This is a genomic window from Halobacillus litoralis (assembly GCF_020171725.1).
GTDB classification, from domain to species: domain Bacteria; phylum Bacillota; class Bacilli; order Bacillales; family Halobacillaceae; genus Halobacillus; species Halobacillus litoralis_F.
Genome location: NZ_JAIVAJ010000008.1, coordinates 91441 through 112729 on the forward strand (window position 1 = coordinate 91441; position 21289 = coordinate 112729).

Consider the following 21289-nt stretch of genomic DNA (forward strand, 5'->3'; position numbering starts at 1 on the left):
TCCTCCACAGTATGACTTAAAGCATTTCAAATCTTAATACAAGAAAGATTCCTCATTAATAGAATTGAGATTGATCCTCTACGGCATTCAACGTAACGACATCAACATTATGAGGATAAGTCACTTTAATGAATACATGATCATTTCTTTCGCCCTTTAAAAGAGTAGCTTCTACTTCAGATACGATGCTGCCATCATGATTTTCGTATGTATAAGATACCTTAGCTTCAGTGAAACCTTCTGCATACACATATTCGGTACCGTCTGCCAAACTGAGGTGATGTAACTTCCCTTCCGATTCATCAGCTTGACTCAGCCAATGACTCACTTCGTCGGAATACTGCTCATCTAAAGATAAATTCTCATAGTCAACAACCTCATCACGGCTGGTATCCTGTTCGGGGGTTGCATGACAACCGGATATGATGAAAAGACTCAAAATAAGCATCCATCCAAACTTTAGCGTTTTGATCATTATGAATCCCTCCTTCTTCTCTTTTGTTTCACAAGAATAAAACTACGAAAACCCAAAACTTGAATCGATTGCGGAACTACCTCGCATAGGAATTACCCTTTTGCGATATCTCTTCAATAACTTACTTCATGACCTTCTCCATCAAGGTACTCAAAGTCCGTGTGTTCTATTAAACGAGGTTTTACACCATGAAGCAGAAAGGCGTTGACACCTCTCTCCTCAAGATGGATCAAGTCAGCTTCAAGAGTTCCAAGCTTCACATCTGCTACTTCTCCTGAAACAAATCCAACGATAAAATCATCCTTACCCGATGAACTTCCTACGTTATCCTTATCAATCATTCCGACACCGTTTATTTCGTCAACTCGCCAGCCATATGTATTTTTATTGACTATACCCGCCGCTAAATAGTTCTTGGGAGAATCGCCGATTTCTGAGTAGAAAAAGACATAAGCCGTATCTTCATACAGTTTTCTATCTTTGATATTCAAGACTTCGAACTCGGAATTCTCAGCATGACGTAACGCTTCTTCCGGCGTAGAGTAGGATTGATCCTTTTTACTGTTCTCTAGAAAGTAATGAGACGATACAAGTGTTAGGACAACAACCGCTATACCAGTAATGACTCTTTTCACCGTCTCCCCCCACAGTCTGTAATGCCAACTTAACATGAGTGCTAGTCCGTTACGTTTAAGAATCAAACAAACCGAATTTCATTCACCATTTTTTCCAATTGTATCATCTTTACAAATGAACCCAAAAGGTAATCAATACACCCATGCAGGGCAAACAGACCTTCTTGTAGAAGCCTATATAGAATACTTTACTTGGAGGAAAAATTATGGCAGAAGTCTTGTTGTTACACCATGTTTTAGGTCGGACAAATGGGATTGAAGCAATCGCCGAGCAATTGAGAAACGAAGGCCATACTGTGCATGTGCCGGACTTGTTCGAGGGGTGCACGTTTGATTCGTTAGAGGAAGGTTTGGCATTTGTGAAGGAGATCGGATTCGGTGAAGTGACGAAGCGCGGGGTTCGTGCAGCAAGTGAGCTTTCAACGGGCATCGTCTACGCTGGATTTTCCCTGGGAGTAGCGGCAGCTCAGCAGCTTGCTCAAACGCGTGAAGGGGCAAGGGGCGCTCTGTTCTTTCACGCCTGCCTGTCTACCTCGGCATTTGAATCTAAGTGGCCAGCCGATCTGCCTGTGCAGATCCACGCTATGAGTGCCGATCCCTTTTTTGTGGAAGGTGGCGACCTCAACGCTGCCCAGGAGCTTGAAGCATCAGCCCATCACGCAGAACTCTTTCTGTACGAAGGGGAAGAACATCTCTTCACTGACAGCAGCTTACCATCTTATGATGCCGACGCGACAAAACTTGTGATGAAGCGGGTTGTTGAATTCCTTGCTTAGACCGTAGTGAAAAGCCAGTATTTGATACTGGCTTTTTAATATACTTACATGATGTCCACCTCAGTCGTTATGTGGCACCCAATGAAGTGTTTTTTTCCTATGAATGCACTCTAGTGATACTAAAAAGGCCCGCCCCAGTAGGGCGAGCCTTTATTAACATTTACGCTTCACTCGATTGACGATTATTCACAACAGGCTTTCCGATCATGTCGCGCTTCACAAGGAACTGAAGAGCAAGCAGGATTACGAAAACCGAGATGCCGATAATGTCACTGAGCGTGCTCGGATAAATCAACGACAAACCGCCAAGGAAAGCTGGAATCCGTTCGTACCATTCCACTTTCCGGAACCAGTACCCAATCAACCCGGCACCGATGGCAATCATTCCGGATACCGCTGTAAAGAGGATCCAGGTAAGCTCGAGTGGTGACGTGTCGATCATGAGCAGTTGATTCTCGAGCACGAACATGTACGGGATGATAAAGGCCGCGATGGCGAGCTTGGCGGCGTTCACCCCGGTTCGTATCGGTTCAGACGAGGCCACGCCGGATGCGGCAAAGGCTGCAAGGGCAACCGGTGGCGTAATGTCTGCGATGATGCCGAAGTAGAACACGAACAAGTGCGCAGCGAGATCTTCAATGCCGAGCAGGATAATCGCAGGTGCGGCAATCGTCGATGTGATGACATAGTTGGCCGTCGTCGGCGATCCCATACCAAGTACGATGGCTGCAAGCATCGTGAAGAACAATGTAATCAGCACTTGGCCGTCTGCAATCGAAACTAAGCTGTTCGCTAGCTTCAAGCCGAGTCCCGTCTTCGTAACAACCCCGACAATGATACCCGCCGCAGCCGTCGCCGCTACAACGCCGAGCGCCGTACGGGCACCGTCCACGAGTGCATCGATCATATCCGCGAAGTTGCCGTCAAAGAACAGGCTGACCACAATCGTAACGAGGGTCGCCGCAACTAACGACGATACGAGACTGAATCCACCCGCCGAAACGCTGTATATCGCATGAGCGATAAAGCCTGCCCCGAATACAACCGGATAAATTTTGCGGAATTTCTCTTCACGAAGTAATCCAACTAAGATGACCGTGAAGATTCCATAAAGAGCGGATCGCATAACACTGACGCCGGACGCCAGGAACAAGACAATCGCCAAAATCGGAAGTAAGAGATACAGCTTTTTGAATACTTCCTTCTTGTCCGGAATATCCTCATCATCCAGGCCGCTTAGACCTGTACGCTTCGCTTCGAAGTGAGTCATGATCCAAATTCCGGTGAAATACAAAATCGCAGGAATCGTCGCCGCTTTGGCAATCGTCCAATAATCGATTCCGATGAATTCGATCATCAGGAACGCAGCCGCCCCCATGATCGGTGGCATCAGCTGGCCACCTGTTGAGGCAGCGGCTTCTACACCACCTGCGAACTCCCGACGATAGCCGAGACGCTTCATCATCGGGATCGTGAAGGAACCGGATGTCACAACGTTCGCTACCGAGCTTCCGCTGATCGTTCCTTGAAGCGCACTCGAGAAGATGGCTACTTTAGCAGGTCCTCCCGTCCGCTTACCGGCAAGCGCGACAGCCAAGTCATTGAAATACTGCCCCACTCCGGTTTTTACAAGAAAAGAACCGAATAAGAGGAACAAGAAAATGAACGTGGACGATACCGCAATCGGAGTACCGAGAATACCCTCTGTCGTGAAGAACATCGCCTGAACGAGCGTGTCCAAATCGACCCCACGGTGAATAAGGAAGCCGGGCATCTGGCGTCCCCAATACGCATACACAAGGAACAGCACGGCGATGATCGTAATCGGCAGTCCGACCGCCCTTCTCGTCGCTTCGAGTACGAGCACGACGGCGAGTCCTCCGACGATAAAGTCAAGCTGGGTCATATCTCCCGCACGCATGACGATTTGATCATAGAATACCGGCCAGTAAAGTCCGACACCAATACTTAAAACAGATAATACGAGGTCATACCACGTAATTTTTCCCTTAGACCGATTCTTTTTCGTCGCAGGGAACAAGAGGAAAATCAACGTTAAACCAAACCCAACGTGAACAGAACGGAGGATTTGAGCAGGGAGCGGATAGACGGTGGAGGTAATCAATTGGAATACAGAAAAAGCAAGTAATAAAATGAAAGCAACCTTCGCAAGCCATCCTGTAAGCTGCCTGACCTGGGAGTCTGGATCATATTTCTCCATAATTTCTTTTTGTTTATCGACTGATTCACTCATTTAAGCTTCACTCCTTTCAACCATTGCCAATTCGAGATATGTAATGGTTCGATTCGTATCCATGAACCCGCTTCCAAGTAATCCTTTAACGGATACGCTTCTCCTTGATAGAGAATCGTATGGTCCGCCCTCACCTGTCCGATCATAATATCAAGCGAATCATAATCGCCCTTGATATTCTTGATATAGTACTTCCCGTCATGAAGCTCGAACGTTTCGCCCTCTTCTGCATTGGAAGGCATCCCGATCGCTGTATCCTCATACACCAGCTGAACCGGCTCAAGCTTATCTTGACGCACAACATACTCTTCAAAAACATCCGATAGATGAACGGAATGAGTGAACTTCAATTGAAAGTGATCTTCATCCGATACGGTTAAATAAGCATTCTTTTCTTTTTCCGGCATCATTTGAAAAGCAAGCACAGACCGCTCCACAAAAAACAACCAGAATACAGTCAAAAAGACGACCACACCAAGAAGCGTGACGCCTGATAAAATCCATTTCGTTCTCATGATGCATCTCCTTTATATCATAGTTGAAAGGAGAAGGGACTGTCCTATTAAAGGGCAGTCCCAGTAAAAAGACTGAGGTTACTCAGCGCTTACACCAGCTTCATCAAAGTACTTCTTCGCACCAGGGTGAAGCTCGATTCCAACTCCATCAAGAGCAGATTCAGCACTGATCATTTCACCTTTGCTGTGCTGCACCTGATCCGTGTTTTCGAAAATCGCTTTCGTCATGTTGTAAACAAGATCTTCGCTTAGATCTTCGTTTGCAACAAGCATCGCTTGAACAGCAACCGTTTTAACTGCTGATTCAAGACCGTACGTACCTTCAGCAATCTCGTCTTCTGCATAGTAACCATACTCATCGATCAATTCTTGAATCTTAGACTCATCGAACTTCACGATGTTAACATCAGCTGTTGCAGCCAAGCTTTCTACCGCACCAGTAGGCGTTCCAGATGTGATGAACGCAGCGTCGATCGTACCATCCTGGATACCTGAAGTAGAGTCACCGAAAGATAGGTTACGCGCTTGGATATCATCTTCGATTGAAAGACCGTGGATATCAAGAATGTTTGTTGCGTTCGCATACGTACCAGAACCAGGAGCACCAACAGAAACAACCTTACCTTCAAGGTCTGCTACCGTCTCAATGCCGGATTCTTTCGTCGTTACGATTTGAATCGTTTCAGGATAAAGCGTTCCGATTGCACGGACACTATCAATCTGGTCACCTTCAAACATCAGTTGACCTTCAGCAGCGTAAGAAGCAATGTCCGTCTGAACGAAAGCAAGCTCCCCATCGCCATCACGCAATGATTTCATGTTCTCTACAGAAGCCCCCGTCGATGTCGCGTTCGCTTCCACGCCATCTACGTTATCATTGATAATCGTCGCGAAGGATCCACCAAGAGGGTAATATGTACCCTGAGGTCCCCCAGTCAAAATATTGACGAACTGAGTCTCACCACTACCGCCGTCTCCTTCAGAAGCGCTGTCTCCGCCTTCATCAGGTTCAGCTGTTCCGCCACCACAGGCAGCAAGGACCAATGCTAGGAACCCAAGGACCAGCACGGACCATGTACTTTTTTTGAACAACATAAATAACCCCTCCTAAATAATAGATAAGTGAATCAACCAGCCGGAATCCATGATCCCGACCCAGGTAATTCCAATTTTAAAAAATTCTCAATAATAAATATTCTATACTAAAAGCCAAAGTTTTGGAAGTTTTATTGACGATTTGGTTCGACGGTAACCATTGGGTGAGGCCGGTCAAACGCCTTCATGAGAAGGATTTCATAGAGGGTGGTAGAAGGGTTTCGGCTACTTTCGGGTAGAAAAGAATTTCTTTTCTACAAATACCAGATCGTGTAAGAATTAGTGGTTGTTTATGGAATTTCATTCTATCTGATGATCAATTGGGACAGCGGAAACTCTCTCGCCTCATCCACTCGTCCCTATTTTTTCATATTGGGACTTGCAGGGTCTGCTTCCCTCTCATACTTGTCCCATTAAACTTTTATTGAGACAAGCAGACCTCGCTTGGATCTAGAGCTTGTCCCATTAAGACCATATTGGGACTCACAGTATCCACCCTCGCTTCCTCCCTGTCCCATTCAGACTTTATCGGAACTCTCAGCACCGCGCTCTAGCTCACAATGTCCCAATCCATCAAAGGTTAAAAATCAGGAAGAATGACCGCCTCTTCTTTTACAGCCTCCAGCAAATCCCCGTCCTCAGCATACCCTCTGATCGTGTACGTCAGCACCTCATCAGGCTCTTCCACAAAAACAAACCACAACCCTTCCTCATGGACCACTTCCGCTTCAAGCTCTTCCATCTCATCATCCGACCTGTATGAGACATGTATTTCCTTTATCTCTTCGTTTTCCACCAACCCAAATAACATTGGAAAAGGAGACCAATCCCCGTCTTTAATCAGAGGAGCGTACATCGCGCTGATATCCTTCCCAGGGAGTGACATTCCTCCGCCAGCTCGATCAAGAGTCTGCCTCCATCCAAAGAGCGTCTTCTCCATGAATCCCGTGCTCAATGCACCGTCTTCCCGGAAAAACGCCAACACTCCCTTTTCTACTTCTTCTTTATGTATAACGGGCGCATCATAATCCCACCCCGAACCACTCGCTTCGGCGTTCTTGATTTGAATTACCTGCTCATCCGTCAAATTCCCGGAACATCCGAACAAGGTGGATAGAATCAACGCGAGCCCGATACCTGCTATGACATCACGCACTCCAATCTCCCCTATACATATGCTTCCTCCGGATCCCTCGACAAAGGCTCGATCGATAAGAATTCAAACTGAACCTCCTGTCTCTCCATCACAAGGAATCCGTAGTGCGTCTTCTGCCAGTAGTCCGTCTCCGCTTCCGTTCTGAAGCTTAACGCGCCGTCCTTCCACTCCCACTCACGAGGCTCACAGCGCCACCTTCCTTTTGCCAGTCCATTACTCATCCCCATCAACTCCTTTTCTGTATTCTCTCATACCTTATCTTTATACTAGAAAAAATAGAAAGCGTAGTGATCAAATCGCTCTATAGTATCCTTGCGACGACCCTGACCTTTTTCGAATTATTTCCATATATTACAGGCACCCATCGCGGTGCAATCAAGCCGCATTTAAAATTGTACAGAAGACGACTCACACCTGGATGAGCGCCTCGAACCGGTCTATTTTCCCCTGCACGAACGCCTCCAGCTTCACGGACAGATCGTCCAGCTGATTCATTTCCGTCACGATGAAGAAGGTGGACTGGACGAGTGACGGAGGCTCAAGCTGATTGTCGACCTCCACCTTCACTCCAACGATCCCCCGCTTCTCTTTTAGGAAAAAGGTGAGCATAACCTCATCCGTGCGCAGTCCTGCTGTCCACCGGAAGGCTTCATGAGCAGCTGTGAATGCGCCAAGTTGATCCTTCCAATTAGATAACGATTCATCATCCAGATAGAGGTCCAGATTCACCTCGCAGTGCGGGCTTGCTAAAGATAGGTTCACCTCGAAGAAATCGTCATCCTCCCAAACCTTTTTCATATGTAAGGCATACTCGCTCATCGTTTTTTCCTCCTAAATTGGATTGAAGATGCCCGTTCCCTTGCACTTTTCGCCTAATACTATTAAAGTATATACTGGTTGAAATTCAACCGAAATGGTAATAGATAAATGAGACGCTTTTTTTACTTTTTAATTTTGGGGACCAAGAAGCCCCTTAAGGAAAGGGTTCAGATATACTATGAAAGAAAATTTCTGGCATGAGCTGCCGAAGCCGTTTTTTGTTCTGGCGCCTATGGAAGCCGTCACGGACGTTGTGTTTCGACATGTCGTGACTGAAGCCGCAAGACCTGACGTGTTTTTCACGGAGTTTACGAATACAGAAAGCTACTGCCATCCGAATGGAAGGGACAGCGTACGCGGACGTCTGACGTTCACAGAAGATGAACAGCCGATCGTCGCTCACATCTGGGGAGACAAACCGGAGAACTTCCGCCAAATGAGTATCGGTATGGCCGAAATGGGCTATAAAGGAATCGATATCAACATGGGCTGCCCTGTACAGAACGTCGCAGGGAATGGAAAAGGATCCGGCCTCATCCGCCGTCCTGAGGTGGCAGCAGAAATCATCGAAGCTGCCAAAGCAGGTGGACTGCCTGTCAGCGTCAAGACCCGTCTTGGCTATACGAAGGTCGAAGAGTGGTACGACTGGTTGAAGCACCTTCTCGAACAGGACATCGTCAATCTGTCCATCCACCTTCGCACGAAGAAGGAAATGAGTAACTTCGACGCCCACTGGGAGCTGATTCCGGAGATCAAGAAGCTCCGTGACGAAATCGCCCCGGATACGCTGCTGACCATCAACGGCGACATCCCCGACCGTCAAAAGGGACTCGAACTCGTTGAGAAATACGGCGTAGACGGCGTCATGATCGGACGTGGAGTCTTCCACAATCCGTTCTGCTTCGAAACAGAGAAGAAAGAGCACACAAGCGAAGAACTGCTCGACCTGCTTCGCCTTCAACTCGATCTTCACGATAAATACTCGGAAGAACTCGAGCCGCGTCTCTTCAAACCACTCCGTCGATTCTTCAAAATCTACGTCCGTGGATTCCGTGGAGCAAGTGAGCTGAGAAACCGTTTGATGAGCACCAACTCGACCGACGAAGTACGCGCACTGCTTGATGAATTCGCAGAAAAAGGCGGCGTGCAGGAACAGGAAGGGTTTTCTGTTCTGAAATAGATCTAGCCTTAGGAGGAGAGCTGATGTGCTCTTCTCTTTTTATGGCAGGAAATAGAGGGAGGGATTCAGCGCTTCGACGTTTCATGAAGCGCTGGATCCCTCCCTCTTATTTACCCACTCACATCCTGTAAATCGTTCTATAGCAAGCAATGATATCATCCTTCAATGAGTCTGACGCCTGAGTAAAGCACACGACATCGAATTTTAGCAGCGTTTCTAAGCCCTCGATGTCCTCTAATAAATGAAGCCAATTGGACGGCGATAGATTAGGAGCTACGATTGCTAAGTCGACATCCGATCGATCATCATGGTCCCCTCTTGCACGTGACCCGAATACCATCACTTTTTCCAATTTATACTTTTCCCCTAATAGCCTCAAATCTTTACTCACTTCATTCGGAATCATTGAAATCAAACCTCTGCTTTAAGAAGTCGAATGTGCGAACAAACTCCGGGTAATACCACTTAATATGACCGACGATTTCAAGAGCTTTCTCTTCGTCATAAGTACGCGATGTTTCATTTCGATCCTTCAGCATTTGGAGCCAAGCCTTTTCATCATTCAACCACCCTGCCTGATACGCTTCTCTCAGCGCCTCCTTAGGCGTTTTTGCTTCAATACCTTCTTCGAAAAGAGCTCTTTTCAAAGCTTTCCAGAAAAGTTCAATAGTGAACTCAAAACGTTGGATTGTAGCATCAACAATTAAACTATTGGTATCATCCTCTTGTAACGCTTCATCCAATCTATCTAATGCACGCTCCAGGTTTTCTAAACTTCTTTTCAGCTTTTGATTTTCCATTATTACCCCACCATTTTGGTTTATATGTATGATTATAGTAGATCCTATGGATAACCGCTCTTCGTAGGTTAAAGGGAGCATCTCCCCTTTTCACCCCAAACCCCTCACCCCTATTTTAACCTAAAAAACCCCCTACAAATAATGTAATACACTTAACAACACCTGAAATCAATTTTTTAAAAGTGGAACACCTCGGGTTAGCACCCTTTACCTCAACCTATTTAAATTAGATTACTCTATGTACTCCCCCACTACTTTGCCACAAGTCCAAAACTACCCGCTAATTCCTGATCCGAACACCCTCCAAACCATACCTTTCTCCCTTCTCTGTCTCACTGAAACGAAGTCCCGAGCAGCTGGTCGTCCTCTGCCCTTTGCCGGAACCCGCATACCCATCTTCCGTATTATCCAGCGTGTACATGATCTTCTCTCCATTAAATTGCAGGTTATAGAAGATCGGATCGCCTTCAATCGTATACTTAGTCACTCGAACCTCGTCTTCCTTACCATTCCTCACACTTTTTACAAAAGACTCGAAACGATCGAAATGGACCGTCTCACCATCAAGATTTACAACAACATCACCATTCTCAATGGCTTCTTCTGATGGATAAGGCTTTTCCGGGTTATCGACAAACGTACTTACACCTGTTTGATTACAGCCCACAAGCAACAAGATGAATATAGAACTGACTAATACATGCCTCAATTGGATCACCCCTTTTCTAGTTGGACGATAAAAAAATAGATTAAGTTATATTTTTGAGAGCGAGGAACCGTTCTTGAACAGATGTAAAAAAAGAACATTTTGTTAACAAATGCACCAAAGAATTGAGAGTCCGCTTCTGAATCGGTAGAATAATGCGGAGAAACCTATTATTTTTTATAAAAAGGAGCCAGCATATGTACCGCACTACCATTGGCAAATTGAGATTGACCGGATTGCTCGAGGGACTGTCGTTTCTCTTTCTCTTATTCCTTTCCATGCCGCTCAAATACATCTGGGATATCCCGGAGTTCGTCACCTATAACGGAATGATCCACGGTTTTCTGTTCGTGATTTATATGTTCGTCGTCTTCTATGTGACCTATGAAATCCGCTGGTCGAAAAAATGGATGCTCGGCGCCATGATCGCGGCCGTCATCCCGTTCGGCAATTTCGTTCTGGATAAGAAGTTGAAAGGGACGTTCCACGAAGAAGAAAATCAGATGGCAGGATAAAAGCAGACTGCCCTCTCATCCTGAAGCCGATTATTTATCGAATCTCGTGCAAGAATGACCTGTATTCAGGACTTAACTACCACTGACTTGCTTTTACCCTTGGAACATATTAAAATGGCGTGTATGAAATTACCTTACTATCCACCCATAGAATCCATCCCATTCACTAAAGTGCTTCACGCCTTAAGTGAACCCAATAGAGTGAAAATCGTACGTTGTTTAAACGAGAGGTTTGAAAATAATTGCACCGCCTACTCTCTTGAGTTGCAATTGCCGAAATCCACCGTCTCCCACCACATCAAGGTACTCCGGGAAGCCGGATTGATCAAGGCTAGAATTGAAGGAAAGGAGCATTTTTACTCTCTTCGCAGAGAAGAAATCGAAGCGAAATTCCCAGGGTTGATCCACACGGTCACTCAAATAAACGAAGAGGATATTTAATGCTGCAAGAGCCTGTTTAGGGCTCTTTTTTTTGTTTTCATAACCAAGTACAGTCAGACGATTCATTGTGAAAAAGGAACGAATGGATTGCAATTTCAAAAAAACGGTGGTACGATTCATAACAGTTCAATGGTTTTCGAACTGTAAAACTGTTTAGGAGGAATCATATTGAAAAATATATTAATCATCAACGGCCACGAATATTGGTCCTTTGCACCCGGAAGATTGAACAAGACATTATTCGGCGAAATGGTCACCCAATTAGAAGGGTCCTACAATATCAAAACTACTGTCGTTCAGGATGGATATGACGTAAAAGAAGAACAGGAAAAATTCATGTGGGCTGACACGATCATCTTCCAAACACCGATTAATTGGTTTGGTCTTCCAGGGGCATTCAAATCCTATATCGATGCCGTGTATGAACCAGGTGTATTCTTCGGAGGAGACGCAGAATACGGCCATAACGGTATGATTGATGGGAAATATATGTTCTCTACCACATGGAATGCACCAGAATATGCGTTCAATGATGAAAACAAGTTTTTCAAGGGACAGGATATCGAAGGTGCGCTTGATCACTTACACAACATGAACAAATACGTAGGTCTTGAACCGTTGAAGAGTTTTGGGGCGCATGACGTCATGAAGAACCCTGATATCGATAAATATCTAACAGAGCTTCGTGCACACTTGAAGGAAGTATTCGATATTTAACAGCGGGAAGCTGGACATAAAGAAGAATGGAGAGGTGATAGCATGCTGAAGGACGAACTGAAATCCGTCAGGGAGAAGTTTTTTTCAAAAGCTCCCGAACACGTGACGAATAACGTAAACCAAGCGACCAATGAACTGATCGAATCAGGAGCAGCGACTGGTCTGAAAGAAGGAGACCAAGCCCCTGATTTCACATTGGAGAATGCGAGCGGGGAATCCATTACATTATCCGAGGAATTAAAAGACGGTCCCGTCATCCTTAACTTCTACAGAGGTGGTTGGTGTCCTTACTGCAACTTGGAATTGAGGGCATATGAAGAAATCTTGGATGAAATCAAAGCAGAGGGAGCTCAATTGATCGCCATCTCCCCTCAAACACCAGATCAATCGTTGACGACAAGCGAGAAGAACAATCTTTCTTATCACGTCGTCAGTGATTCTACTCAAGAGGTCATCAAGAAATACAACCTCTTGTTCGAATTGCCAGACTACCTCGTGAAGACGTATAAGGAAGATTTCAATATCGACTTGAGTCAGTACAATGATCAACAAAACCCTTGGAAGTTACCCGTATCCGGAACGGTCGTCATCGGGCAAGATGGCACAATCATCAAGTCCAGTGCGAATGTCGATTATATGTACCGGGCAGAACCGAGAGAAATGCTCATGCATTTGAAAAAATAATATGGAATAATAAAAACAGAAAAAGGGGAAGCACCGTCCCCTTCTTCTGTTTTTATGTATGTATAGAAGGAGTATAGCCATGAACAGATTCGTATTCGGAATCCTGGTGGTCATTACCACTGCATTGATGGGTTCGTCGTTTGCTGTAGGAAAAATCGCGATTGATTACATATCTCCATTGTTGTTGAGTGCTTTCCGATTCATCCTAGCGGGCTGTATCATGGTGATCAGTGTCTTTTACTTAAGAAGACCTCAGCCTGAAGGCAGGGAAGATTGGTTGTTGATCGGATGGATCGGCCTCTTCCAAACGGCAGGCGTAATGGGCTTCATATTCATCAGTTTACGGACGATACCAGCCAGCGAATCCTCTATCTTGACGTTCACTAATCCACTGCTTGTGATTGTACTCAGTACCATTTTCCTGAAAAAACGGTATAACATGAGGCATTGGTTCGGCGTAAGTTTGGGATTCTTAGGCGTCTTCATCACATTAGGAGGTCAATTGAACTTAGAGATCGGCACCATACTCAGCTTACTCGCTGCCGTATCATGGGCTATAGCGACCATTCTCATCAACGTATATGGAAAAAGATTTGATGTATGGGTTCTATCAGGCTATCAAATGTTGTTCGGCGGTCTCTTCTTATTAGCGTCCAGTTTCCTATTTGAACAACAGGAATTGATTATCAACACTGCATCCGTCAGCCTGACTCTGTGGTTAGCCATCATGGCTTCTGTCGTCCAATTCACCATCTGGTTCTATCTCTTACAGAAAGGCGACACTGGAAAAACGAGCGCATTCTTATTCCTGGCACCTTTCTTTGGTGTGCTCTTCGGGTGGTTGTTGTTAGGCGAAGAGTTGAAGGCTTCTACTCTAGGTGGAGGGCTACTGATCCTTGTAGGAATCTTTCTTGTCAATTGGACTAGGAAGAGACTTTCACCTCGAGTGTAAGATTCGCCCCCCCTCAAAAGGGAGCAGGGGTGACCTTCTGTTCGTGATTGATATGTTCGTCGTCTTCTATATGAAATGAAATCCGAGGGTCAAAAAAATGGATGCTCGGCAATCTGATTGCGGCAGTCATCCCGTTTGGCAATTTCGTTCTGGACGGGAACTTGAGTGGAGCGTTCTAGGAGGGAGGAAAAGGATTGGCCATAAAGCGTAAAATTCATGTAACTCTTAACACCATTTTTTTAGCAGTAGCCCTTATACTTGCTTATGTAAGTGCAATAGAGCTTGGAAATGGACTTGATATAACCACAGTGACTTTACTACTCCTTTCTCTAGCTAGTGGGATGAGTATATATCGAGAAATGAAAAACAAGTGATTTACAGTCGTTCGATACAGAACACTATAAGTCTTTACTGTTACGAACAAACAAAAAACAGACACTTGCCGCTGACCGCAGCAAGTGTCTGTTTTTTTACTCATCCTTCACTTCAACCTTCACCGGTTCCTCTTGACTCGTAGTTTCAAACACAACGTCCCATCGATCACCGTCTTTGACGTACTCTATTTCCTTCACATTAAAATATTCACCCCGGTGATCAGGGGTTTCCACCACTTCTTTTGCTTGATCGACCGCTTTTAGAATCACCTCAGAGGCTTTCAAGTCCGCACCCTCAGGCTGGGCATCTTTCAGAATTTCCGTCTCCCTCGCTCCCGCTTGTGCAGGAAGAGATTCCATTACATTCGTATAAGAAACGTTAACATAATCGCCAACCTGAACTTCCTCCGGCCGATTACTGAACCAAGTCATATCGACAAGCATTTCATCTTCTCTCACATCCGTTACGTAACCTTTCACCAGATTCGGCGGCGTGACTCGGATCGCAATTTTCACTTCCGTGTTTTCGTTCAAATAGTTGAGTTCTTCTTCCGTCAATTGTTCCGTAACATTGATATTCAACTGTTTGGAAGGCGTACACGTCCCATACCCCCATAATTTACTTCTTATCGAAGACCCTTCTAATAATTGTGATAATGCATCGTGCTGGTTTCTAAGTTCCGTTGCTGACATCTCCACTTCTTCAATACGAATGGCGTTTTCATTAAAGGCTTGCTTCAAGTCATTTGCTGTATCGAGAAAAGCCTCTTTCACTTTCAGCTCTTTCTCTGTCAATCGCTTCTTGAATTGAAGAACGATGGTCCCCTTCACCATATACATGTCACCAATTTCCCTTAGATCATCGAACGAGTAGCCATTTTCAGCCATGCTTTTTCTTAAAAACTCCTGGCGCTCTCCTTGAAGTGAAGCGACTTCCAGCACCATCGGATTGTGTTCTTTCATTTCATCTGAGATCTGGTCTACATCGTAAAGCTTCTGCTCTTCTTCGGATAAATCACTGAACGTCTGGCCTTCATAGTCCGGCTCAGGACATGATTCTACAAGCATCTGATAGCTGTCTAAACTTCCCGCACTCCCTGACGCCTTCTTCTCCTCAGGTTGTTCGGCCTGTCCGCACGCTGATAAGACTAGTACACAAAAGAATGAAAGACTTATTATTTTTTTCATCTATCCCGTCCCCCCTTGATGTCTAATTAGTCGTTAGAATCAGGAAAGAGTTACAGGCGCATCATAAAAGGTAGGAATGATGCGTTGTTATGTATGATGAGAAACGAGAATGACTTTCTTACGGTTGGTGCCTGCCCCCGTAAAATAAGATGGTTTATCCGTGTTTTTTTATGATATACATATGATAAACTGCATCGAATTCAGGATAGTCCGTATAACGGTCCGCAAGCACTTCCCACCCGAAACGCGTCTCATTCAACACGCGTTTCAATTGATTCTCCCTCTGCTCACCTTTTATCATGAAAATCGCCAATACCCCGTCACCTTTCAAATCCGATGCCATACGCTGGAGAAACTTCGTCTCCTTCTCGACATCTCGTTTATAAAAGTGCAGCATGGAATCCAGGAGGATGATATCATGCTCATCGGAAATCTTGAACGAGTTAACATCTCCCACTTTCCCATTCACATTCAACGCCTCACGATGTGCGACTTGATTCATCTGCTCGATTCCAACCGTGGAGACATCTACACCCGTGACCGTGTACCCTAACCTCCCCAGGCACAATGCATCCCTCCCTTGTCCACACCCAAGGTCAAGAACATGCCCTTTCGGTTCGTACGCCTCGAAGAATGACACAAGCCCTGGGTATGGGTCTCCGAAATAATCTTCTTTTTTATAATGTGTATTGTAGACGGGTTCCTTCATGTCGTCACTTCCTTCTCTCTATTCACGGTATGATGCCTCCCCCAACCTTTTATCATGAGACGATGGTGCGGGTTCGGTCACTTTTATATTATATAAAAATAGACAAAACCCTTTTTATTCGTTCAAATGCTTTCGATCACAAACCCTTTCCTGAGAGTGGTGGGAACTTTTCTCTTAGTTAGATTCTCCTATTGAGATTGGTAGTATTTTCTATACAATGAAAATAGAAAAATTTCCAAGTTAAAGGGGAGGATGAGAATCAAAGTTTTAGATGCTGAATCTTTGCATAAAGGAATCGAGCAGACGAAGGATGGCATCAAGCCACTCCGACAACAAATCATTCACATCCAGCAGTCGATCCAGTCATTCGTAGGGCTGGAGGACGGGTTCAAGGGAAAAGGCGGCGAGGCGATCCGTTCTTTTTACGAAGAATGTCACCTCCCTCTTCTCTTACTGATGGAAGGCTTCTTATCCTCCTATGAAAAGGCGCTTGGCGATATTCTACGCGATTTGTCTGGGCTGGATTCATCCAGACAGGCATTTCTGCGGGAGGATTATCTGGAAAGCGAAGTGCAGCATTCACTTTCCAAGGTACAAGACCTCACGTCCACGTTGACCGAAGAAGCAAATGCAGCGCTTCGCTCGGTGAGCCACCTTGTATCGACTCCACAATTAGACGACAGCGGTGTCCTCGACCAAGTCGATCGTTCGAAGGAGCTGTCCAGAAAAGCTGTGACGGACCTTCATCAATTTGATGCGATGAGCGCAACAAGAATAGAGATTGTAGGGCGTGATCTCGCTGTCATTCGGAGCTTTTTGACACGCATTCAAGTGATGTTCCAATCAGGCGAGCTCCAGATTGATGAATACCAAGGGCAATTAAGGGAAGAACCAGAATACGAGGCTTTACTGACGGCGGTCAGGTCCTATACGGTTTCAACCCATTCTATTCCTCGTGATATGATGGGCATGAATCGCTACGAACTGGCGCGACTTTCTCCAGGGACTCAAATTCTTATCCAGAACCTCCAGAATCGCTATCACCATCAAACGTTGGATTACCGGGTCCGAGCCCTCGGAGTACTGGAACCTACCAGGGATGCAAAAGTCGAAGTACAACCCGCAACAGCAGCCGCCAGTGCAAAAGTGTCAAAAGAGGAATCTGGTGGCATATTAGAAACCATCCAAAAAACGCTTATGGGAATATTAGAAGGTTTTTTCAACCTACTCATTGATACCGTCAGCGGGCTCGCCGACCTCCTTTATCAAATTGCTGTCAACCCTGTTGAGTTTACGAAGGGCATCTACAATGCGGTTGTAAATCCAGATGAAACAATTAAGTACATTTGGCAATCCTTAGAACATTCATGGTCCACAAAAGTGATCCACGGTGATGCACGATCCCGGTCCGAATTTTTCACCTATAGTTTACTTTCGGTTATAGGGCTGAAAGGCATAACTAAAGTAGGAAGTCTTGGAAAACTCAGTAAAACCAATCGACGAGGCGGAAAATCAAGCATTCCTTACAACACCATGAAGACCGACTCTTTGAAAACAGACATCGAAACGAGATTACGGAACACCCTCTCAAACAGTAAAGATAAAGCACTACAGTTTGCGAGAAGCAAGCCCGTAAGAGACGCCATTCAGATGAAAGCCTTGTCCAATCGGGCCCGAGACCTTTACACCAGAGCAGGCAACGTCTTCAATCCAGATCGGATCAAGAACGTGATGCAGTCGACGTATGACAAGGTCATTAAAGGGCCTGTATCGCGAGTGGGCCGCTTCACCTCTCGTACGGTGAATTCCATGGTTGAGAGCACATTGCCCCAGACTCAGATGGCGGGGGTTCGTGCTGGGATGGACTGGCGTTCGGTTGATGAGGATACGTATCGGTTTGCGGAGAGTGAGAATAAAAGTGTAAATACAAATGCAACGGATAATACTCCTAACAATGTAGACTATGGTGAGCAATTCACTAAGATTAATGGGAGAAAAGCATTGAAACCAAACATAGAATATAAAACTAAAGAAGGTTACCATTATAAAACAGATAGTGAAGGAAGAATATCAAATGCAGAAGCGACGCTACAACTCGGAAAAACAAATCGTAATAATTATGCACAAAGGACAGTAGGTAGAGAAGATAGGTTACCTGATGATGATGGAGGGCATTTAATAGCTAGCATTTTCAAAGGTTCAGGGGAAATTGACAACTTACTACCAATGAATGCTACACTGAATAGAAAAGAATACAAATCCTTAGAAACATCTTGGAAAAAGGCTTTAGAATCAGGGAAAACAGTTGAAGTTAAAATTGAACCTATCTATAAAGGTAGTTCTTCTCGTCCTACAAAATTTGAAGTTGAATACAAAATTAATAGCAAGAAGTATGAACTAAATTTAAGTAATTACAATGGAGGTGGTTGAATTTGGAAACGAAACAAATGGAAGTCACATACCAAAAGGTAGCTAATATTTTAGTTGAGATGATACCAGAAGAGTGGGAAAAAATTTTATTATATGCTGAGGTAAGAGAGGGATTTTCTCAAGTGTTTTTTTATTACTATCCAATAAACCAAGAACAACCAGTATATAGCTTGGATATTGTTGATATGTTTAATATTGATAAGCCTCGACATAAAGAATTAAAACAAGAACTGTATGACTGTTTTGAAGAACTTTGGAATGAATTTATAGTTCAGGGCCAGGAACCATGGACAAGGTTAACATATATTTTGGATAACTTGGGGAAAATGAAACTTAATTATGAATATGATGACATTTCAGAAATTAGTTTAGACGAGAAGCAGGATAAATGGGAGGCTGAATACTTAAGAAAATAACGGAAAGTTGAGTTTCTTTTTTCTCAATGAGCACTTGATTGTCTTATAGACAACAAGTGCTTTTTGTATGAAGAGTAATTCTACAATTTGTATGATGTTCATAACTAATGGTGGTTGTACAACTATTTGAAAGTGCCTGACCCCAACCTTTTACTATGGTAAAGAGAATTATAGGGGTTTAGGGATGAGTGAGAATTTGATAGTTATTGAGGACATAGATGAATATGCTTATTGTTTAGATACAAGCAGTATGAAGAATAATGAGTGCCCCATAATAGCCTGGAATAAGCAGGGAGGACTGGATGACTACAATACGGCAGAAAATTTTTATGAGTTTTTGTCACAAAGGTTACTGCGTGCAAAAGAAGCTTGGAAAGAGGATTTTTAAGATAAATAGCAAGAATTTAAAGATCTCTGACTCTCAACCTTTTTACTATGGTAAAGCGGTGGGGGTGAGCACTTTTTGAGTGAATTGGAGGATACAAAAAGTGGATAATAATGCATGTTTAACCCAACAAGTTAAAACGGTGATAAATATTCTTGAGAAGGAATACTCCAATGAAATTACCAAAGGTACTCTACAATTAATTTATAATAGATACAAGGACGGACTAAAAATCATGGAAAGTAATGGAGATTTGAAGAATATAAATATTATCGGTGGTGTAAGAGCTTATATGGATAGTTATAATGACTACCAAAATCCATTGTTAAAAGAATTACACAAGGCAGAAAAAACACTAGAAGAGTTGATTTAAAAATAGGTGCTTTACCTCCACCAACCTTTTACAAAGGGGAAACGTTGGAGGTCATATGAAAGTGTCAAAAGAGTCATCGGAGGAATCGGGCGGATTTTTGGAAACGATCCAAAATACGTTCAAAGGAATGTTCGATGGCCTCGTTAACGTACTTAAAGATACGTTTATGGGACTTGCCGAAACCGTTGAACAAATTTTCGTCCACCCCGTCGAGTTTACGAAAGGCATGTACGATGCGGTTTCCCATCCACAAAGAACGCTTACGTATATGTGGGAATCACTCGAACATTCATGGACAACCAAAGTCATTCATGGAGATGCAAGATCCCGAGCCGAATTCTTCACCTACAGCCTTGTCTCCATCGTAGGATTGAAAGGACTCAATAAAGTCGGGAAGCTCGGGAAACTCAGCAAGACCATGCGCCGAGACGGAAAATCCAGCATTCCTTACAACGCCATGAAGACCGACTCTTTGAAAACAGACATCGAAACCAGATTGCGGAACACGCTCTCAAACAGCAAAGATCAAGCACTACAGTTTGCGAGAAGTAAACCGGTAAGAGACGCCATTCAGATGAAAGCCTTGTCCAATCATGCCCGAGACCTTTACACCAGAGCAGGCAACGTCTTCAATCCAGATCGGATTAAGAACGTGATGCAGTCGACGTATGACAAGGTTATCCAGGGGCCTGTATCGCGAGTAAGTCGCTTCACCTCTCGTACGGTGAATTCGATGGTGGATAGTACGATGCCTCAGACGCAGATGGCTGGGGTTCGTGGTGGGATGGACTGGCGTTCGGTTGATGAGGATACGTATCGGTTTGCGAAAAGGCAGAGTAACGGTGAAAGTACTAGGGTCTTAAATGAAGATGTGTATTTCGGAAAGTATTCAACAAGTATCGACAATAAGGTAAAGGTAATTGAAAAAGTAGAATTACCCGACTGGATAAGTGATTCTTTTAAGGATAGTAATTATAGGACCGTGGTAACTGAAGAAAATATTACATTCTACAGAACTTATGGTGGTGCAGCAAGAGCTAATGGTTCATTTGTAACTACTAGTTCAGCAGGTAATAGAATCAATGCAAAAATAGATACTGCATTAGTTCCAGATTGGAAAAACACTAGAGAGAATGAAGCAATAATAGAAGTTCCAAAAGGGCAAATTTTAAATATAGGTAGAGTTGAAAAGCAATATACAAAAACAGGTGCCCCACTAGAAGGTGATGCTGACCAAGTACTTCTACCTCAAGGATGGCCACCTGAATGGATAAAAGATATTAGAGAAGTTCCGAGTAAATAGGAGGATGCACACTATGGATGAAAAAGCGCAATTGAACAGACAAATTAAAACTGTGATAAATATTCTTGAGAAGGAATACTCCAATGAAATTACCAAAGGTACTCTACAATTAATTTATAAAAGATACAAGGACGGACTAAAAATCATTGAAAGTAATGGAGATTTGAAGAATATAAATATTATCGGTGGTGTAAGAGCTTATATGGATAGTTATAATGACTACCAAAATCCATTGTTAAAAGAATTACACAAGGCAGAAAAATCACTAGAAGAGTTGATTTAAAAATAGGTGCTTTACCTCCAACCTTTTACAAAGGGAAAACGCTGGAGGTAAGGCACCTTTTTTAAGCAGGAAGTCTCGGAAAACTCAGTAAAACCAATCGACGAGACG

Annotated in this window: 26 protein-coding genes; 13 read left to right on the plus strand and 13 right to left on the minus strand. The window is 44.2% G+C overall.

Features of this window, described 5'->3' with window-relative positions; translation table 11 throughout:
- Nucleotides 1-55 precede the first annotated feature (55 nt).
- Together LCM20_RS16485 and LCM20_RS16490 are read right to left on the minus strand one after the other, a co-directional pair.
- Nucleotides 56-475 carry a hypothetical protein gene (locus tag LCM20_RS16485; RefSeq protein WP_225196595.1) on the minus strand — a complete coding sequence of 140 codons (420 nt, stop codon included), beginning with the start codon at nucleotides 473-475 and terminating at the stop codon, nucleotides 56-58.
- A gap of 113 nt (nucleotides 476-588) precedes the next feature.
- Entirely contained in the window at nucleotides 589-1110 is a 522-nt protein-coding gene (locus LCM20_RS16490) for a hypothetical protein (RefSeq protein ID WP_225196596.1), read from the minus strand.
- A gap of 206 nt (nucleotides 1111-1316) precedes the next feature.
- Between LCM20_RS16490 and LCM20_RS16495 the strand changes: the two genes are divergently transcribed.
- On the plus strand, nucleotides 1317-1886 hold the full coding sequence (locus LCM20_RS16495; RefSeq protein ID WP_225196597.1) for a dienelactone hydrolase family protein: 570 nt from the start codon (nucleotides 1317-1319) through the stop codon (nucleotides 1884-1886).
- A 160-nt stretch (nucleotides 1887-2046) separates the two neighbouring features.
- Here the strand turns inward: LCM20_RS16495 and LCM20_RS16500 are convergent, their stop codons facing one another.
- From LCM20_RS16500 to LCM20_RS16525, 6 genes are all read right to left on the minus strand, one after another.
- A complete protein-coding gene (locus LCM20_RS16500; protein WP_225196598.1) occupies nucleotides 2047-4140 on the minus strand; it encodes a TRAP transporter permease in 2094 nt (697 codons plus the stop codon).
- Nucleotides 4137-4655, minus strand: coding sequence for a DUF1850 domain-containing protein (locus LCM20_RS16505; protein ID WP_225196599.1), 519 nt, complete (start codon nucleotides 4653-4655; stop codon nucleotides 4137-4139). Before LCM20_RS16505 ends, LCM20_RS16500 begins: the two co-directional genes overlap by 4 nt.
- 78 nt (nucleotides 4656-4733) lie before the next feature.
- Nucleotides 4734-5750 (minus strand): TAXI family TRAP transporter solute-binding subunit, encoded by a 1017-nt coding sequence (locus LCM20_RS16510; protein WP_225196600.1) that lies wholly within the window; start codon nucleotides 5748-5750, stop codon nucleotides 4734-4736.
- A 580-nt stretch (nucleotides 5751-6330) separates the two neighbouring features.
- The gene (locus tag LCM20_RS16515; RefSeq protein WP_225196601.1) at nucleotides 6331-6906 is read right to left on the minus strand and encodes a hypothetical protein; all 576 of its coding nucleotides are present in this window, start codon (nucleotides 6904-6906) and stop codon (nucleotides 6331-6333) included.
- Nucleotides 6907-6917: 11 nt separating this feature from the next.
- A complete protein-coding gene (locus tag LCM20_RS16520) occupies nucleotides 6918-7127 on the minus strand; it encodes a hypothetical protein (RefSeq protein WP_225196602.1) in 210 nt (69 codons plus the stop codon).
- A gap of 187 nt (nucleotides 7128-7314) precedes the next feature.
- Nucleotides 7315-7725 (minus strand): DUF5959 family protein, encoded by a 411-nt coding sequence (locus LCM20_RS16525; RefSeq protein ID WP_225196603.1) that lies wholly within the window; start codon nucleotides 7723-7725, stop codon nucleotides 7315-7317.
- Nucleotides 7726-7903: 178 nt separating this feature from the next.
- On the opposite strand from LCM20_RS16525, the gene LCM20_RS16530 reads away from it, so the two are divergent.
- A complete protein-coding gene (locus LCM20_RS16530; RefSeq protein ID WP_225196604.1) occupies nucleotides 7904-8905 on the plus strand; it encodes a tRNA dihydrouridine synthase in 1002 nt (333 codons plus the stop codon).
- 118 nt (nucleotides 8906-9023) lie between these two features.
- Here the strand turns inward: LCM20_RS16530 and LCM20_RS16535 are convergent, their stop codons facing one another.
- The 3 genes from LCM20_RS16535 to LCM20_RS16545 form a co-directional block, all read right to left on the minus strand.
- Nucleotides 9024-9311 carry a nucleotidyltransferase domain-containing protein gene (locus LCM20_RS16535; RefSeq protein WP_225196605.1) on the minus strand — a complete coding sequence of 96 codons (288 nt, stop codon included), beginning with the start codon at nucleotides 9309-9311 and terminating at the stop codon, nucleotides 9024-9026.
- The gene (locus LCM20_RS16540; RefSeq protein ID WP_225196606.1) at nucleotides 9298-9705 is read right to left on the minus strand and encodes an HI0074 family nucleotidyltransferase substrate-binding subunit; all 408 of its coding nucleotides are present in this window, start codon (nucleotides 9703-9705) and stop codon (nucleotides 9298-9300) included. The genes LCM20_RS16535 and LCM20_RS16540 overlap by 14 nt, the downstream gene beginning before the upstream one ends.
- A gap of 280 nt (nucleotides 9706-9985) precedes the next feature.
- Entirely contained in the window at nucleotides 9986-10414 is a 429-nt protein-coding gene (locus LCM20_RS16545; RefSeq protein ID WP_225196607.1) for a DUF4362 domain-containing protein, read from the minus strand.
- Between the two features lie 194 nt (nucleotides 10415-10608).
- Here LCM20_RS16545 and LCM20_RS16550 point away from each other — a divergent pair, with 194 nt between their 5' ends.
- From LCM20_RS16550 to LCM20_RS16570, 5 genes are all read left to right on the plus strand, one after another.
- Nucleotides 10609-10926: a DUF3817 domain-containing protein gene (locus LCM20_RS16550; protein WP_225196608.1), complete on the plus strand. Its 318-nt coding sequence runs from the start codon at nucleotides 10609-10611 to the stop codon at nucleotides 10924-10926.
- Between the two features lie 123 nt (nucleotides 10927-11049).
- Nucleotides 11050-11367 carry an ArsR/SmtB family transcription factor gene (locus tag LCM20_RS16555; protein ID WP_225196609.1) on the plus strand — a complete coding sequence of 106 codons (318 nt, stop codon included), beginning with the start codon at nucleotides 11050-11052 and terminating at the stop codon, nucleotides 11365-11367.
- Nucleotides 11368-11535: 168 nt separating this feature from the next.
- Complete coding sequence (locus LCM20_RS16560; protein WP_225196610.1) at nucleotides 11536-12084, plus strand: NAD(P)H-dependent oxidoreductase; 549 nt, start codon at nucleotides 11536-11538, stop codon at nucleotides 12082-12084.
- A gap of 42 nt (nucleotides 12085-12126) precedes the next feature.
- A complete protein-coding gene (locus tag LCM20_RS16565) occupies nucleotides 12127-12768 on the plus strand; it encodes a peroxiredoxin-like family protein (protein WP_225196611.1) in 642 nt (213 codons plus the stop codon).
- 79 nt (nucleotides 12769-12847) lie between these two features.
- A complete protein-coding gene (locus tag LCM20_RS16570; protein ID WP_225196612.1) occupies nucleotides 12848-13720 on the plus strand; it encodes a DMT family transporter in 873 nt (290 codons plus the stop codon).
- Nucleotides 13721-14190: 470 nt separating this feature from the next.
- On the opposite strand, the gene LCM20_RS16575 is transcribed toward LCM20_RS16570, so the two are convergent.
- Complete coding sequence (locus LCM20_RS16575; RefSeq protein ID WP_225196613.1) at nucleotides 14191-15282, minus strand: DUF3221 domain-containing protein; 1092 nt, start codon at nucleotides 15280-15282, stop codon at nucleotides 14191-14193.
- A 154-nt stretch (nucleotides 15283-15436) separates the two neighbouring features.
- A complete protein-coding gene (locus LCM20_RS16580) occupies nucleotides 15437-15991 on the minus strand; it encodes a methyltransferase domain-containing protein (protein WP_225196614.1) in 555 nt (184 codons plus the stop codon).
- Nucleotides 15992-16243: 252 nt separating this feature from the next.
- On the opposite strand from LCM20_RS16580, the gene LCM20_RS16585 reads away from it, so the two are divergent.
- The 6 genes from LCM20_RS16585 to LCM20_RS16610 all read left to right on the plus strand — a co-directional run bounded on the left by LCM20_RS16585 (nucleotide 16244) and on the right by LCM20_RS16610 (nucleotide 21181).
- Nucleotides 16244-18421, plus strand: coding sequence for a T7SS effector LXG polymorphic toxin (locus tag LCM20_RS16585; protein WP_225196615.1), 2178 nt, complete (start codon nucleotides 16244-16246; stop codon nucleotides 18419-18421).
- 2 nt (nucleotides 18422-18423) lie between these two features.
- Nucleotides 18424-18837 (plus strand): immunity protein YezG family protein, encoded by a 414-nt coding sequence (locus tag LCM20_RS16590; RefSeq protein ID WP_225196616.1) that lies wholly within the window; start codon nucleotides 18424-18426, stop codon nucleotides 18835-18837.
- 136 nt (nucleotides 18838-18973) lie between these two features.
- Nucleotides 18974-19225 (plus strand): SMI1/KNR4 family protein, encoded by a 252-nt coding sequence (locus LCM20_RS16595; protein WP_225196661.1) that lies wholly within the window; start codon nucleotides 18974-18976, stop codon nucleotides 19223-19225.
- Nucleotides 19226-19325: 100 nt separating this feature from the next.
- Entirely contained in the window at nucleotides 19326-19595 is a 270-nt protein-coding gene (locus LCM20_RS16600; protein WP_225196617.1) for a hypothetical protein, read from the plus strand.
- A 55-nt stretch (nucleotides 19596-19650) separates the two neighbouring features.
- A complete protein-coding gene (locus LCM20_RS16605; protein ID WP_225196618.1) occupies nucleotides 19651-20898 on the plus strand; it encodes a hypothetical protein in 1248 nt (415 codons plus the stop codon).
- A 13-nt stretch (nucleotides 20899-20911) separates the two neighbouring features.
- Entirely contained in the window at nucleotides 20912-21181 is a 270-nt protein-coding gene (locus LCM20_RS16610; protein ID WP_225196619.1) for a hypothetical protein, read from the plus strand.
- Nucleotides 21182-21289 lie beyond the last annotated feature (108 nt).